This window comes from Pirellulimonas nuda, from assembly GCF_007750855.1.
GTDB lineage: Bacteria > Planctomycetota > Planctomycetia > Pirellulales > Lacipirellulaceae > Pirellulimonas > Pirellulimonas nuda.
The window spans coordinates 2,449,278-2,464,747 of record NZ_CP036291.1; the positions used below are offsets into that span (position 1 = coordinate 2,449,278).

The following is a 15,470-nucleotide window of genomic DNA, read 5'->3' on the forward strand; positions in this document are numbered from 1 at the left end:
GCCTAGACCAACCGTCCTGAGAGTAACGATGAAGTTTAATAGCGACGAGATCGCGTCGGTCATCCAGCAGGAGATCGCCAACTACAGCGCCCAGATCGACGTGCGCGAGGTTGGCCGTGTTCTGGAGGTGGGCGACGGCATCGCCCAGGTTTACGGGCTCAGTGGCGTGATGGCGGGCGAGATGGTCCGCTTCAAGAACGGCGCCGTGGGGCTGGCGTTCAACCTGGAAGAGAACTCGGTCGGCGTTATCATCCTCGGCGACTACCTACAGATCTTCGAGGGAGAAGAAGTCACCAGTACCGGCACGCTGCTAAGCGTGCCGGTGGGCGACGAGCTGCTGGGCCGCGTGGTCGACCCGCTCGGCGTGCCGCTCGACGGCAAGGGGCCGATCGTCACCAATAAGACACGCCCCGTCGAGGTGATCGCCACCGGCGTTGCCGAACGACAGCCGGTGCACGAGCCGATGCAGACCGGCATCAAGGCGATCGACGCGATGACCCCCATCGGCCGCGGCCAGCGCGAGCTGATCATCGGCGACCGCAAGACGGGCAAGACCGCCATCGCGGTCGACGCGATCATCAATCAGAAAGACTCCGGCGTGAAGTGCTTCTACGTGGCGGTTGGTCAAAAGGAGTCGACCGTCGCCGGCGTCATCGAGAAGTTGCGTGAAACCGGCGCCATGGACTACACCACGGTCATCGTGGCGGGCGCCAGCGACCCGGCGCCGCTTCAGTACATCGCCCCCTACTCGGGCACGGCGATGGCGGAGCACTACATGTTCGGCGGCGGCCACGCCCTGATCGTCTACGACGACCTCAGCAAGCAGGCGGTCGCCTACCGTGAGCTCTCCCTGCTGATGCGGCGTCCGCCGGGACGCGAGGCCTACCCGGGCGACGTGTTCTACTGCCACAGCCGGCTGCTCGAGCGGTCCGCGAAGCTTTCGGACGCCCTGGGCGGCGGCTCGCTCACCTCGCTGCCGATCATCGAGACGCTCGAAGGCGAGGTCTCCGCCTACATCCCGACGAACGTCATCTCGATCACCGACGGCCAGATCTACCTGCAACCCGACCTGTTCTTCGCCGGCATTAAGCCCGCCATGAACGCCGGCATCAGCGTTAGCCGCGTCGGCGGCGCCGCCCAGGTCAAGGCGATGAAGAAGGTCGCCGGCGGCCTGCGGCTCGACCTGGCGAGCTTCCGCGAGCTTGAGGCGTTCGCCCAGCTTGGCACCGAGCTCGACCCCGTAACGCAGCAGCGCCTCGACCGCGGCTATCGCATGGTCGAGCTGCTCAAGCAGGGTCAGTACGCCCCGATGAACACGATCGACGAGATCTTGGTGATCTACGCCGGCACCCGTGGCCACCTCGACAAGGTCCCGGTGAGCGAGGTCGGCCGGTGGGAGAAGGGCTTCGTGCAGTTCCTGCACGATCAAACCCCCGAGATCCGTCAGGCGCTCGCCGACAAACCGGAGATGACTGACGAGCTGATCGAGAAGATCGATGCGGCGCTGAAACTCTACCAGTCCGAGTTCAACACCACCAAGTAGTAGCCTTTGTGGGGTGGGACGAGCACGCCAAAGGCGTACGCCGACCCATCACGCGATCGAGCCCCACGATGGGTCAGCGCACGCCTGCGGCGAGCTTGACCCATCCTACAACACACAGCCATGGCCAACCCCAGAGCACTTGATAAGCGGCGCAAGAGCATCCGCAACATCAAGAAGATCACTCGGACGATGGAGCTGATCGCCACGGCGCGGTTCAAGAAGGCTATGGACCGCGCGGCGGCCGCCACGGCCTACACCGACCGCATTACGCGGTTGGTGAGCGACCTAACCCGCGCCGGGCTAGAGATCAGCCACCCGCTGCTCGAACGCCGCGACGAGGTAAAGAACGCCGCGATGCTGCTGCTGACCGCCAACCGCGGGCTGTGCGGCGGCTATAACGGCAACCTGATCCGCGCCGGGCTGCGGGCGTGGGAAGAGCTGGGCCAGGCCGCCGCCGATCGTCGGCTAGAGATCAGCGGAAAGCGGGGCATCGCCGGGTTTAAGTTCCGCGGCATCCCCGCCCACACCACGTACACCCACTTTGAAGACAAGCCGCGCTTCGACGAGGTCGACGTGCTGGCCACCCGCCTGTTGGATGATTACGCCTGCGGGCGGATCGACCGGCTCGACGTGGTCTACATGAAGTTTGAGTCGATCTCCAAACAGTCGGTCGCGGTCGAGACCCTGCTGCCGCTGGGCGGGCTCGGCGTCGAAGCCGCTGTAGAAACGGGCGGGCCGGCGTCGGTGTACGAGTTCCTCCCCTCCCCCGAGAGCATCTTGGAGGAGGTTGTGCCGACCAGCTTCAAGGTCAAGCTGTTCAAGTGCATGCTCGATTCGGCGGTGAGCGAGCAGATCGCCCGCATGGTCGCCATGAAGGGCGCCACCGAGAACGCGTCCGACCTGATCAAACGGCTGAGCATGGAGTACAACCGCGCCCGCCAGGGCCGGATTACGTCGGAGCTGATGGACCTGATCGGCGGCGTCGAGGCGATTAGCTAGCAGTTTGTAGGGTGCACGCAGTGCATCATTGTGCGAGGCGCCGGTGCACTGCGTGCACCCTACAGAATCATCCGTGAAACCCGTGCTATCCGTGGTCAAAACCTAGACACACGAGCAACCGCAAACCAATCCCACGTGAGTTATGTCTACAGCCACCATGACGACCGGACGCATCACTCAAGTCATTGGCTCGACGTTCGACGTTGAGTTTCCCGAAGGCGCGATGCCGGCGATCTACAACGCCGTGCGTATTCAGTCGGAGCACAAAGGGGTCACGATCGATCTCACGGGCGAGGTGCAGCAGCACCTCGGCGGCGGCCGTGTCCGCTGCATCGCCCTGGGCAGCACCGACGGCCTGATCCGCGGCGAAGAAGTCGTAGACACCGGCGGGCCCATCAGCGTGCCAGTCGGCACCGCGACCCTGGGGCGGGTGTTCAACGTTCTGGGCAACCCGGTCGACGGCCGCGGACCGGTGGAGGCCGAAGAGCGTTGGCCCATCCACCGCGAGGCGCCCAAGCTCGAGAACCTGTCGACCAAGACGGAGCTGTTCGAGACCGGCATTAAGGTGATCGACCTGCTTACGCCGTTCGTCCGCGGCGGCAAGGCGGGCCTGTTCGGCGGCGCCGGTCTGGGCAAAACGGTTATCCTCACCGAGCTGATCGCCCGTATCGCCAAGCAGCACGGCGGCTACTCGGTGTTCGCCGGCGTCGGCGAGCGGACCCGCGAGGGGACCGACCTGTGGCTCGAGATGCAAGACACCAAGATCGGCGATACCGGCCGCAGCGTCATCGAGCAAACCTGCATGGTGTTCGGCCAGATGAACGAGCCGCCGGGCTCGCGTCTGCGGGTCGCCCTCTCGGCCCTCACGATGGCCGAGTACTTCCGCGACACCACGGGCGCGGACACGCTGCTATTCGTCGACAACATCTTCCGCTTCTCGCAAGCGGGCTCAGAGGTCTCCGCGCTGCTGGGGCGTATGCCCAGCGCGGTGGGTTACCAGCCGACGCTCGCCAGCGAGATGGGCGCCCTGCAGGAGCGGATCGCCTCGACCAGCAAGGGGGCCATCACCTCGGTCCAAGCCGTCTACGTGCCGGCGGACGACCCGACCGACCCGGCGCCCGCGACCGCGTTCGGCCAGCTCGACGCGTTCATCTACCTGGAGCGGTCGATCTCCGAGAAGGGCATCTACCCCGCGGCCGACCCGTTGGCCTCCTCCAGCCGGATCCTCGACCCGCAGTACGTGGGCCAGGCCCACTACGACTGCGCCCGCCGGGTGCAGACCACGCTGCAGCGGTACCGCGAGCTGCAAGACATCATCGCGATTTTGGGCGTCGACGAGCTCTCCGAATCGGATAAGCAGATCGTGCACCGCGCCCGCCGCATCGAGCGGTTCCTGTCGCAGCCGTTCTACGTGGCGGAAGTCTTCACGGGCAAGTCGGGTGAGTTCACCTCGATCGCCGACACCATCCGCAGCTTCAACGAGATCTGCGACGGCAAGTGGGACCACCTCCCCGAGAGCTCCTTCATGTATGTCGGCGCCATCGAGCAGGCAGAAGAGCAGTGGAAGAAGAGCCAGGAAAAGTAAGCGCCTGTTGGGCCCGCCCCGGCGGGCCCAGCGGCAGAGTTACTGTTCACGTAGCATCACGGTCCGCCGCGGCGGACCCCACGACCGGGTAGATTCAACATGGCCGACCCGCAATCCAACGAGCTCCACGTTTCGGTCGTTACGCCCGAGCAGACGGTGCTGGAGACCGTGGCCGACTTCGTGACGGTGCCGCTGTTCGACGGCGAGATCGGCATCGGTCATCAGCACAGCCCAATGATCGGACGGCTAGGGTACGGCGAGATGCGTGTTCGCTCCGCCGGCGCCACGGTGCGCTACTACGTCGACGGCGGCTTTGTGCAGGTTGAAGACGACCGCATCGCAGTGCTCACGGGCCGCGCCGTGCTGGCCGATCAGGTGGACGCCGCGGCCGCGACGGCACAACTCGCCGAGGCCCAGGGCCGCCCGGCCTCCGGGCCAGAAGAGATTGCGGTGCGGGACCGGTTGGTGTCGCAGGCGCGAGGCCAACTACGCGTGGCGGGCAAGAAGGCCTGACGTTTTGAGCCGCCAAGGACGCCAAGAAAATTGCTCCTAGTGGGTGACTGGGTCGTGCGCGTTAGCCGAAGCTCCCAGCAGTGGCTCTTACCGATGTATCCATTTCTAAGGGGGGCTGCTGAGGGCTCCGCCTAGTGGTTCCGATCCTCGCCACCCTCTGTCGTACGTTTCTACAGCATCACGTCTTGCATCGGCCGTATAGATGGTTGGGGCAGAGGCTTGCCCTTCGTCGCAAAGGCCTCGACTACTTCATCTAGCGTCGCTCTGAGTTGTCCAAACAGGGCTATCGGGTCGTCGCCGTGGATGCCGGTAATGAGGTCCGGGCAGCGTCCGATATAGACCTGATCCTCTTCGCTCCATTCAATCCACTTGTGGTACTGGTCAATCGTCTTCATCGATAGCCTCGATTGCTTTGCAGACCTGCTTCTCTTGATAGTGCTTTGCGTCATCGTTGGGCCTACCGCTTATTACTACAGCGCTACGTTGATCTTGTTTGCGTTTGGGCGATCGGCCATGTTGTTGGTGTCGCAGGGGGGCGACCTGGCGCAGGGCCGCTAGCATGGACGCCGATGAGATCCGCCGTTTGAAGCCGGAATTGACGAGTTACTTGCACGAATTCGACGCCTGTTTCTCGCGTCGAGATACTCGTGCGCACTTGCCAACCTACGTCGAAGGCCAACTCTCCGAACTGCCCGCGAAGAGTTGCGAGCCGATGGCGCTGGCCGCCGGAGTGGCGCCGCGGACGCTGCAAGAGTTCCTGGCCCAGCACCGCTGGGACGAAGACGCCGTGCGCCGGCGACTCCAAGAGATCGTCCTCCGAGATCATGCGGGGCCGCACTCGATCGGCCTGATCGACGAAACGAGCGACGTCAAGAAGGGGGACAAGACGCCCGGCGTGCAGCGGCAGTACTGCGGCTGCGTCGGCAAGCAGGAGAACGGCATCGTCACGGTCCACTTGGGCTACGCGACCGGCGACTTCCACGCGCTGGTCGACGGCGAGCTGTTCTTGCCGGAGAGTTGGTCGGAGGACCGCCAGCGGTGTCGGGCCGCCGGCATTCCCGAGGACATGGTCTACCGCTCCAAGTGGAAGATCGCCCTGGAGCTTTGCGATCGGGCCGCGGCCCACGGCGTGATGTTCGACTGGCTGACGTTCGACGAAGGCTACGGCGGAAAGCCGCTGTTTTTGCAGGGCTTGGACGGTCGAAAGCAACGCTTCGTCGCCGAGGTCCCGACGACGTTCTCGTGTTGGACCGACCGGCCGCGCGTGACGGAGCGACCCTTTCGCCGCGGCGGTCGCGGCCGGCCCCGCAAGGTCCCGCGGTTGGTCGCCGCAGCGAGCGCCCCGCAGAGCGTGCAAGACCTCGCCGAGAACTGGCCCGAGCTGCGTGATCAAGCGTGGACCCGGTACTACGTGAAGGACGGCGAGAAGGGGCCGCTCGTGTGGGAGGCGAAGCACGCCCGCATCGTCATGAAGAACGACGACGGGTTGCCGGGGATCGAACTCCACCTGCTCGTCGCCCGCAACGCGTTGAACCACGATGAGGTGAAGTATTTCATCAGCAACGCCCCGTCCGACACGACCGTCGAGACGTTGTTGCTGGTCGCGTTCTCGCGGTGGCGCGTCGAACGGTGCTTCCGCGACCAGAAGCAGGAGATCGGACTCGATCAGTGGGAGGGCCGCTGTTACCTCGGTCTCAAACGCCACTTGATCCTGTCGTGCGTCAGCTACTTGTTCCTGGCCCGCTGTCGTGAACGGCTGCGGGGGAAAAAATCCGGAGGTCACGGTCTGCCAAGTCCACGCCGCCGTCGGCGCGCTGCTGCCGAGTTGGCAGCGTAACGGCCGGGCCTCGCCGACGCTCATCGAGCACACCGCCAACGTCATCCAGCACTGGCAACAACGCAACGCCGCCGCGCGGGCCTCCCACCGGAAGCGAACCCTGAAAAAACTGCGGAGAAACGGCATCATTCTCAAAGGCCTGATACGCTGCAGATGGACGTGACCTAGCGCTGTAGTGTTATCGTTACCGCGCCGGAATAACGCGGGTGGACGAACTTGCGATGAGACCCTTTGCCGCCGCCGATGATTTGATCAAATCCGGCGGAGCGAAGATCGTCAAGTAGATCTCGAACTTTCCTGGGCATAGCGCCACGCATCAGGTGACTGGGGTCGCAGACGTCAGCCGAAGCCCGAAGCGGTGGATCGGACCGAGGAACCGGCCTCTCCCCGGAGTTGCTGGGGATTCCGCCTAGCGGCTCCGATCCCAGCCACCCCTCGGTCAGCTCTTCTCGTGCTCCTTCGCGCCTGTTCGTGGCCGATGTCCGGTCTAAATCGCCTCGGGCCCACGCTCTCCCGTGCGGATCCGCACGCAGTCTTCCAGCGGCAGGACAAAGATCTTGCCGTCGCCGATCTCGCCGTGGTCGCCGGTGCGGCCGCCCTTGATGATGGCGTTGACGGTGGGCTCCACAAACTCGTCGTTCACCGCGATCTGGAGCTGCACCTTACGCAGCAGGTTGACGCCGATCTCGTGTCCGCGGTAGAGCTCCGTCTGCCCCTTCTGCCGGCCGAAGCCCTGCACGTCCATGATGGTGAGGCGAACCACCTCTACCTCGGAGAGCGCAGTCTTTACGTCCTCCAGTTTGTTCGGCTGAACAATCGCAATAATAAGCTTCATGTGGCTTCGCCACGGGGTGTGTCCGCCTACAGCGGACGGGGATGGGGGCTCGCGGCTGCGCCGCTGGTCGCTTCGCGACCGGGGCTGGGGGACGCGCAAGCGATGAGCATTGACGATGTAGTATAGACGCGGACAAGGCGAGGCGGAATGCCATCGAAGAAGTAGCGCCCGCCGCGGCTCGCTCCAACGCCAAGCATCGCTTGCGCGTCCCCCAGCCCCGTTCGCCGCAGGCGAACAGCCGCAAAGCGGCGAGCCCCCAGCCCCGTGGCGTAGCCACACTCCCCGCGGCGAAGCCGCACGGACGCCCCGGCTTGGGCGGACCAGGCGGAGGGCCCACCCAAGCCACGTGGGACGTCCTTCTGGACGAGGGAGTGCGACTGCGTCGGGGGGGCAGCGGCGGAGGGAAAGAAATCCAATGCGTCCGCGAAACCAGCTCGCTCAGCAGATCGGTCTGATAGCAGCACGCGGTTGCTGAGTGCCAAGAAGCATTTCCGACCTGCCTCGGAGACCCCACCAAGTGTGAGGCGGAATCAAAAGAGAGTCCCGGGGCCGGGCGGGCCAGGCGGATAACCCGCCCGGACCCCAAGGACACTCGTTTGGAGGAAGCTTGATTTACGTGGCCCGGAGCGGCGCTCGAAGCTTTGCTTCGCCGCGTCACGCAGCCTCTTGCCAACATGCCCCCGGCCCGGGCGGGCCAGGCGGATAACCCGCCCGAGCACGTGGGGCAATCGGTTGGCTCTTTGGTTCCCTTGGGGGAACACGCTGTTCGGGTCCGCCTGCTGACTCCATCTCTAGGTTTCTGCTGCCCCGCGACCTGGACGTGCCCAGGCGGATAAGCACGTCCAAGTCGCATGCGGGGGTTCAGCAGAAACAAAGCTTGTTGAGCATCCCTGCTCGTCCAGAAATCCTTAGTGCGTGTAAGCGGCCATGCCGTGCTCGCTCACGTCGAGGCCCTTCTGCTCTTCTTCAGCAGAGACCCGCAGCAGCCCGACGGCCTTGAGGATCAAGAACAGAGCCAGCATCGTGACAAACGCCCAGCCGCAGATCGCGGCGGTGCCGATCAACTGCGTCATAAAGCTGTTCTTGCCGAACACGCCGATGGCAAGACAACCCCACACGCCGCACAGACCGTGCACCGGGAACGCGCCAACCGGATCGTCGATCATGAGCTTGTCGAGCAGCATGACCCCCGCGATCACGATCACCGCAGCAATGCTGCCAACAGCCATCGCTTCCCAGTTGTTCATCACGTCGCAGCAGGCGGTAATGCCCACCAACCCACCGAGGATGCCGTTGAGGCCCATCGAGAGGTCGGGCTTCCCGAACAGCACCCAGCTCAGAAGCGTGGCAACCAGACCGCCGGCGCCGGCGGCCAGAGTAGTCGTGACGGCACAATGCATAGCGACATTCATGTTGCTTGTCTCGTGGAAAGCGAGCTGACTGCCGGGGTTGAACCCGTACCAGCCGAACCACAAGATGAATACACCCAATGCAGCGAGCGGTAGGCTGTGGCCAGGCATTGGGATCGATTTGCCATCGACGTACCGACCGATGCGCGGTCCGATGATCATCGCCCCCGCAAGCCCGGCGAAGCCGCCGACGCCGTGCACCACGGCTGAGCCGGCGAAATCCATGAAGCCCATCTGGGCGAGCCAGCCTCCGCCCCACTTCCACATGCCGCTAACGGGGTAAATCAGCGCGGTAATGACCGCACTATAGATCAGATACCCGCCGACCTTCATGCGGCCGGCAACTGCGCCTGAGACGATGGTCGCTGCGGTAGCGGCAAACATCGCCTGAAAGAGCCAGTCAGTCTCCGGGCTGAATCGTCCCACCGAGGTGTAGTGGTCCAGTCCGAAACCACCGAACGCGAAGTAACCGTTCTCGGCCTTGATCTTGTCGATCGCTGCAGTGGCAGCCTCTTCGTCGGGTTCCTCTTCGGAGATCTTGTCGAACTGATCCGTGAACTTCTCGTAGCTAAAGGGATACATGATCCCGAAGCCGATCGTGTAAAACAGCAGCACGCCGACGCAGATGTCCATCGAGTTCTTGAACAAGATATTCACTGCGTTCTTCGAGCTGTTGAAGCCCGCTTCGACCATGGCGAAGCCGGCCTGCATGAAGAACACCAGTACCGCACACATAAACAGCATCGCATTGTCGATCGCGAAGCCCAAGCCTAGATCGGCAGGTTCCTCGACCGGCTCGGCCGCCACCTCTTCTGCTGCGACCGAGGCCGAATCGGAGTCTTCTTGAGCGTACGCCGTGAGCGGCGTTGAGAGTGCGAACAGCGCGGCCATAAGCATGGCCAGCAGTCCGCATCGGTTGAGCGTAAAAGTCATCGTTAATCCCACCTCACTCAGTGATTGGTCAGAAGGAACTTGCCGCCGGCCGAAAACGCCTTTCTATGAAACCACCTGCGTTTCCGGCCGAGCGTGCCGCCATTCCAGGCGGACTTGCGAGGTTGGTGAGCGGGGTCCGTCCGCACCAACCGGTCTGGCTAGCCGATGGCCCGCTATGCAAGCGTTGCGCCAAAGCTCCTTGGGGATGGTCTGCGAAAGCATCTAACCTGTTTCCAGGTAAGCATTAAAAGTATTTTGAAAAGCGCCGCTTGCCGCCCGCTATCGAGGGGGTGGCCCGTTCTTTAGGCGATGCCCGCTTAGCGGGTGGGCAGTGCCGCGTGCGGGCCGGGTCGTCGCCGATGTGACGATGCTCCGCGCGCCAAGGGGAGCGATCTGCCAACCCAATCGGCCCCAGAAAACGAAAAAGCCGCCGGCCGCTCCAATGAGCGACCGGCGGCGAAGGAAGGTCTGACGTGTTTGCGGGCCCACGACTCCCCGCGGACGAGACGGCGCCTAGTAGGTGAAGATCGCGTCGACACCGAACACGGTCTGGTTGAAGTCGGCCAGGTCGGCGTCGTTCTCGTTCGTCCAGTTGTGACGCAACTCAGGACGGACGATGATGTTGGAGTGGCACTTGTAGTTCAGGCCGTAGGTGAGGCCCTGGTACGAGGTGCCGTCCAGCTTGTACCACTCCATCCGGGCGCCCGCCGCGAGGCAGTCGTTGAAGGAGTAGAACAGGTACTGGTTGACGCCGATCGAATCAAAGCCGGTCACGTCGCCAGCGTCGACGTAATCGCTCTGAAAGACGTAGTTCAACCGGTCGGAGATCGTGCAGTTGGCCACGACGCTGTGCCCGTAGCCGGTCTCGCCGGCGCTCTTGGCGCCGAAGTTCCCGATGTAGTTGATGTACGTCAGGTTGACGTTGTCGGTCACGCCAACGCTGGCGCCCCCCAACCACATCGACCCGCCTTGGTTCTGCGTGAACCCGGTGTCCCAGCCCGCGACCCAGCCGCCGTAGAACTCAACGTTCTCGAAGCCCGAGTACGTGGCCAGGGCGCCGGTGTGGGTGAACGGCTCGCTGTTGAACATCGTGAACGCGTGGCTGTAGAAGAAGTTGTCCGGGGCGGCAACCACTTCGTACCCAACCAGCGTGAAGAAGTGGCCCATCTTGACGGACCAGTCGCCACACGCCAGCTCGCCGTAAAGCTGCGGCAGGGCGCCGCCGTAGCCGCCGCCGCGGTCCCAGCCGTTCTGGTAGTCCCACGTGCCGGGGTTGCCGCCGAACGCCTGCGTCTTCACCGCGTCGGTGCCGTACATGATGTCGGCGCGGAAGCCCCAGTCGAGGCCGTCCGAACCGTCCGCGTTCTTACCGAAGTACAACCACTGCTGATGCAGGTTGATCCGGCCCGGGTGGTCGTTGAACGCCAGGGCGTCGTTGTCTTCCACCGAGAAGCGGGTGTTCTCCGTGTGGATGCCGGCCTGGGTCCAGCCGCCGAAGAACCACGGCGAGCATTCGTTCAGCACCAACGAGCTAACCGCGAAGGGCTCGCCCAGGTTGCAATGAAACGGGCAGAAGCTGAAGCCACCGCCGCCGCAAGAGCTGCCGCAGCAAACGTCGCCACCGCAGGCGTCCGCGCAGTCGGTCTCGCACAGGTCGCAGCAGGGCGTGGCGCCGACAGCGGCGAACGCGTTGGGCGCAGGCGACGACGCCTGGATCGTGGCTGAGGGGAGCGGCGCCGGCGGGATGGCGTCGCTGGGCGAGCCATCGGCGGCGCCGTAGTAGTCGCCGTACTCAAAATCGGTCGTGGCGATCATGCCAGGCTGGTTCAGCTCGCCAGCGGCCATCGCGGCCGGTGCGAGCGAGAGTGGGGCGGCCGCCAGTGCGGCAAGCCATGCCACGGGGGAGGGTCTCATTCCATTGCTCCAACAAGTAACGCGGGTCAGGGGGACGAAAGCGGGGGGCTGGCCACGCCGAAGCGTGCTAGCTACTGCATGCTATCGTCCAGTGCTGGCGCCCCTCGCTAGCACATTGACCGCTTGTGGAGCCAAAGACAGCGGGTTTCGGGAGGGCTGGCGCATCCGGAGAAAGGGCGCTGATTGAGAAGAGTTTGACGAGGGGCGCTGACGGTGATGGCGACGCGCCGGGGGCGGGTACGCCCCGGCTCGCACGCGGCGTTTCTCTGCCTCGCCCCGCGCCGTAGAACTAAACGCCCAGCGCGTCGGCGAATAGGGCGTCGACAAACTGGTTAGAGTCGAACGCGGCGAAGTCTTCGTGCTGCTCGCCGACGCCGATGAACTTGACCGGCAGGTTCAACTGCTGGCGGATGGCGACCACCACGCCCCCTTTGGCGGTGCCGTCGAGCTTCGCCAGCACGATCCCGGTGCACCCCGCGGCCTCGGCAAACTTGGCGGCTTGGCTGATGCCGTTCTGCCCGGTCGTGGCGTCGAGCACCAACAGCACCTCGTGCGGCGCCTCGGGGATCTGCTTGGCGATCGCGTCGCGGATCTTGGTGAGCTCGGTCATCAAGTTGACCTGCGTCTGCAATCGGCCCGCGGTGTCGACGATGCAGACGTCGGTCTTGTCCGCGATCGCCTTCTCCACGGCGCGGTAGGCGACGCTCGCCGGGTGGGCCTTGGGCTCGCCGGTGACGATCGCCACGCCGAGCCGGTTGGACCAGATCGTTAGCTGCTCGACCGCCGCGGCCCGGAAGGTGTCGCCGGCGCCCAGCACCACGCTCTTGCCCTGCGACTTGAACATGTGGGCGAGCTTGGCGATGGAGGTGGTCTTCCCCGCGCCGTTGACGCCGCACACCATCACCGCCGTGGGCCCGCTGGCGGCGTACTCGATGGGAGATTCGGACTGCGCGAGCAGTTCTCGCAGCTTGTTCTTCAGTGTGGCGACGATGTCTTCCATCTGCACCACACGCCCGCGCATCGTCGTGGCGATCTCGTCCACCAGGGCCTGAACCGACACAAACCCCATGTCGGTCTTGAACAAGATGGCGCGGATCTCCTCGAGGAACGCCTCGTCGATCAGCCGCCCTTCGCTCTTGAAAAGGTCGCGGATGTCCGTGTTGAGGACCCGGCCCGTCTTCTTCAGGCCCTGCTTCAGTCGATCGAAAAAGCCCATGGCGGGAGAGGGATTAGGTGTTAGGTATTAGTCGTTAGGACGAGACGGGCGTATAAGTAGGCGGCGTTGCGAGAAGTTCAACTGAAGTCCTTCTTTGCTAACGCCTAATACCTAACCCCCTATTGCCTTCCTCGGCAGCTTGTCGAGGATACCGTTGACGAACTGGGGCGAATTGGCGGACCCGAACCGTTTGGAGAGCTCGACCGCTTCGTTGATCGCCACCCGGTACGGGGTCTCGGTGTACAGCAGCTCGTAAGCGCCGACGCGGAGGACGTTGCGATCGGTGGGCGCCATCCGCTTGATCGACCAGTTCTCGGCGATCTTCTGCAACTGGTCGTCGATCTCGGCCTGCTTGCTGCGGACCCCCAGGATCAGCTTGAGGGCAAACTCACGCATCGGTTCGGTGGGGATCCTGCCGTGGACGAACTGCGTGAGCTCCGTTGCGGTCTGACGCGGGTTGACGTCGTCCTCGAACAGGATTTGCAGCGCGACCTCGCGGGCGCGGGAACGCTGAGACATGGGGGCGGCAGGGTCGGGAAGAAGCGAGCGGACAAAAAAACGAGGGATTCCCCGGGCGAAACACCGCGGTTGCGAGCTGCTAAGGTTAGCAGCAGCGGGGCCCACGGCAAGCCGGCGGGTCGCGGAGGGAGGCGCCGGGTCTAGCCGTGCAGATCGATTGCCGTGAGCAGCCCCGCCATCCGGATGGCGGCCTCGGCGCACTCCACTCCCTTGTTGCCGACCGATCCGCCTGCCCGCTGGATCGCCTGCTCCATCGTGTTGCAGGTCAGCACGCCGCATAGGACGGGCGTGCGGCAATCGAGGGCGACCCGCATCAGGGCGTAACTGAGCCCCTGGTTGATGAACTCGTCGTGCGTGGTTTCTCCCTTGATCACCGCCCCCAGGGCCAGCACTCCGGCGTACCGACGCGTTTCGGCCAACCGTTGCACGGCGACCGGGATCTCCCACGCGCCGGGCACCCACACGATATCGATCCGGGCGGCCTCAACGTTGTGCTCCGCGAACGCCTGCATCGCGCCGTCTTGGAGCCTGGCGGTGATCGATTTATTCCACTCGGCAACGACGATCGCAAATCGCGATTCGGCGGCGATGTCGGCGGGCTGGATACGTCTTGGCACTAGTCACCCTACCCTTAGTCTTTGACGCTCATCAGGAACTCAGCGTTGGTCTTGGTCTTGATGAGCCGGTTCACCAGCAGGTCCATCGCGTCGGGGGGGTTCATCTCGTTCAGCACCCGCCGCAACAGGCAGACGCGGCGGTGCTCCTCCGGGTCGAGCAGCATCTCTTCCCGCCTAGTGCCGGAGCGGTTGATGTCGATCGCGGGCCAGATCCGCTTGTCGACCAGCGCCCGGTCGAGCACGATCTCCTGGTTGCCGGTGCCCTTGAACTCCTCAAAGATCACCTCGTCCATCCGGCTGCCGGTGTCTACCAGGGCGGTCGCGATAATCGTCAGCGATCCCCCTTCTTCTACCTTGCGGGCGGAGCCGAAGAAACGCTTGGGGCGCTGCATCGCGTTCGCGTCGATGCCGCCCGAGAGCACCTTCCCGCTGGAGGGGCACTCGCTGTTCCAGGCCCGGGCCAGCCGGGTGATCGAGTCGAGGAAGATGATGACGTCGCGCCCCGCCTCGACCATCCGCTTGGCCTTCTCGATCACCATCTCCGAGACCTGCACGTGCCGCGAGGCCGCCTCGTCGAAGGTGCTGGAGATCACCTCGCAGTTCTTGCCCTTGATCTCCCGCTCCATGTCCGTGACTTCTTCGGGCCGCTCGTCGATCAGCAGCATCATCACGTAGGCGTCGGGGTAGTTGGCCAGCACGCTCTTGGCCATCTTCTGCATCAGGATGGTCTTGCCGGCCCGCGGAGGGCTGACGATCAAGCCGCGTTGGCCGAAGCCGATCGGCACGATCATGTCGACCACCCGCATCGCGATCTCGTCGGTGGTCGTCTCCAGGCGGATCCGGTCGTCCGGGTGGATGGGGGTGAGGTCGTCGAAGGAGACCCGCTTGGTCACATGGTTGGGGTCTTCGCCGTTGATGTTCTCGACCCGCAGCAGCGCGAAGTAGCGTTCGTTTTCCTTCGGCGGACGGATGGTGCCCGCCACGGTGCTGCCGTTGCGGAGGTTGAACCGGCGGATCTGGCTCGGGGAGACGTAGATGTCGTCCGGGCAAGATAGGTAGTGGTAGTCTGGGCTGCGGAGGAAGCCAAAGCCGTCCGGCAGCACTTCGAGGGTCCCCTCGCCGTACATCATGCCGTTGAGCTTCACGCGGACCTTGAGGATCTTGAAGATCAGGTCCTGCTTCTTCAGGCCGGAGCAGTCCTCGACCCCTTCCTGCTCGGCGATCGCCATCAGGTCGGCCATCGGCCGCTTCTGTAGGTCGGCGATGTGGATGTTGTCGTCGAGGTCGTTGCTCTTGACGATCTGGGCGCCGGAGCGACGGATGCGCTCGGCGGCTTTGTCGAGCTCTTCGGCCAGCGAGAGGGGCTCTTCGCGGTCGAGCCGGCGCAACAGCTCCTGATCGATGTACTGGCTGGAGTCGCCGGCGCCGGGGGGACGGCGGCGTTGTAGCGGCGCGCGCGAGCGTTCGGCCCGGGAGTCCCGGTCTGCGGTATCGGCCATGATTAGGAAATTCCTCGAGGAGGGAGGGAGCGACGCCGAGAAAGCGCCACG

Annotated in this window: 13 protein-coding genes; 5 read left to right on the forward strand and 8 right to left on the reverse strand. The window is 64.3% G+C overall.

The features are described 5' to 3' along the window. Window positions 1-28: 28 nt before the first annotated feature. The 4 genes from atpA (at window position 29) to atpC (ending at window position 4,640) form a co-directional block, all read left to right on the forward strand. Window positions 29-1,543 (forward strand): F0F1 ATP synthase subunit alpha, encoded by a 1,515-nt coding sequence (gene atpA / locus Pla175_RS09940; RefSeq protein ID WP_145283742.1) that lies wholly within the window; start codon window positions 29-31, stop codon window positions 1,541-1,543. 120 nt (window positions 1,544-1,663) lie between these two features. Beyond that, complete coding sequence (atpG, locus tag Pla175_RS09945; protein WP_145283744.1) at window positions 1,664-2,542, forward strand: ATP synthase F1 subunit gamma; 879 nt, start codon at window positions 1,664-1,666, stop codon at window positions 2,540-2,542. A 142-nt stretch (window positions 2,543-2,684) separates the two neighbouring features. Further along, complete coding sequence (gene atpD, locus Pla175_RS09950; protein WP_145283746.1) at window positions 2,685-4,127, forward strand: F0F1 ATP synthase subunit beta; 1,443 nt, start codon at window positions 2,685-2,687, stop codon at window positions 4,125-4,127. A 99-nt stretch (window positions 4,128-4,226) separates the two neighbouring features. Continuing rightward, window positions 4,227-4,640: an ATP synthase F1 subunit epsilon gene (gene atpC, locus Pla175_RS09955; protein ID WP_145283748.1), complete on the forward strand. Its 414-nt coding sequence runs from the start codon at window positions 4,227-4,229 to the stop codon at window positions 4,638-4,640. 170 nt (window positions 4,641-4,810) lie between these two features. Here the strand turns inward: atpC and Pla175_RS09960 are convergent, their stop codons facing one another. After that, window positions 4,811-5,035, reverse strand: a complete 225-nt coding sequence (locus Pla175_RS09960) for a pilus assembly protein HicB (RefSeq protein ID WP_145283750.1) — start codon at window positions 5,033-5,035, stop codon at window positions 4,811-4,813. A gap of 164 nt (window positions 5,036-5,199) precedes the next feature. On the opposite strand from Pla175_RS09960, the gene Pla175_RS09965 reads away from it, so the two are divergent. Beyond that, window positions 5,200-6,477, forward strand: a complete 1,278-nt coding sequence (locus Pla175_RS09965) for an IS701 family transposase (protein WP_315851500.1) — start codon at window positions 5,200-5,202, stop codon at window positions 6,475-6,477. A gap of 487 nt (window positions 6,478-6,964) precedes the next feature. Here the strand turns inward: Pla175_RS09965 and Pla175_RS09970 are convergent, their stop codons facing one another. The 7 genes from Pla175_RS09970 to rho form a co-directional block, all read right to left on the reverse strand. After that, complete coding sequence (locus Pla175_RS09970; RefSeq protein WP_145283752.1) at window positions 6,965-7,312, reverse strand: P-II family nitrogen regulator; 348 nt, start codon at window positions 7,310-7,312, stop codon at window positions 6,965-6,967. Window positions 7,313-8,220: 908 nt separating this feature from the next. Further along, window positions 8,221-9,654 carry an ammonium transporter gene (locus Pla175_RS09975; RefSeq protein ID WP_231954316.1) on the reverse strand — a complete coding sequence of 478 codons (1,434 nt, stop codon included), beginning with the start codon at window positions 9,652-9,654 and terminating at the stop codon, window positions 8,221-8,223. Window positions 9,655-10,167: 513 nt separating this feature from the next. Then, complete coding sequence (locus Pla175_RS09980; protein WP_145283754.1) at window positions 10,168-11,568, reverse strand: outer membrane beta-barrel protein; 1,401 nt, start codon at window positions 11,566-11,568, stop codon at window positions 10,168-10,170. A 289-nt stretch (window positions 11,569-11,857) separates the two neighbouring features. After that, complete coding sequence (gene ftsY, locus Pla175_RS09985) at window positions 11,858-12,784, reverse strand: signal recognition particle-docking protein FtsY (RefSeq protein ID WP_145283756.1); 927 nt, start codon at window positions 12,782-12,784, stop codon at window positions 11,858-11,860. Window positions 12,785-12,895: 111 nt separating this feature from the next. After that, window positions 12,896-13,303 carry a transcription antitermination factor NusB gene (nusB, locus tag Pla175_RS09990; protein WP_145283758.1) on the reverse strand — a complete coding sequence of 136 codons (408 nt, stop codon included), beginning with the start codon at window positions 13,301-13,303 and terminating at the stop codon, window positions 12,896-12,898. A gap of 140 nt (window positions 13,304-13,443) precedes the next feature. Beyond that, window positions 13,444-13,920: a 6,7-dimethyl-8-ribityllumazine synthase gene (gene ribH, locus Pla175_RS09995; protein ID WP_145283760.1), complete on the reverse strand. Its 477-nt coding sequence runs from the start codon at window positions 13,918-13,920 to the stop codon at window positions 13,444-13,446. Window positions 13,921-13,934: 14 nt separating this feature from the next. After that, on the reverse strand, window positions 13,935-15,419 hold the full coding sequence (gene rho / locus Pla175_RS10000; protein ID WP_145283761.1) for a transcription termination factor Rho: 1,485 nt from the start codon (window positions 15,417-15,419) through the stop codon (window positions 13,935-13,937). Window positions 15,420-15,470: the final 51 nt, after the last annotated feature.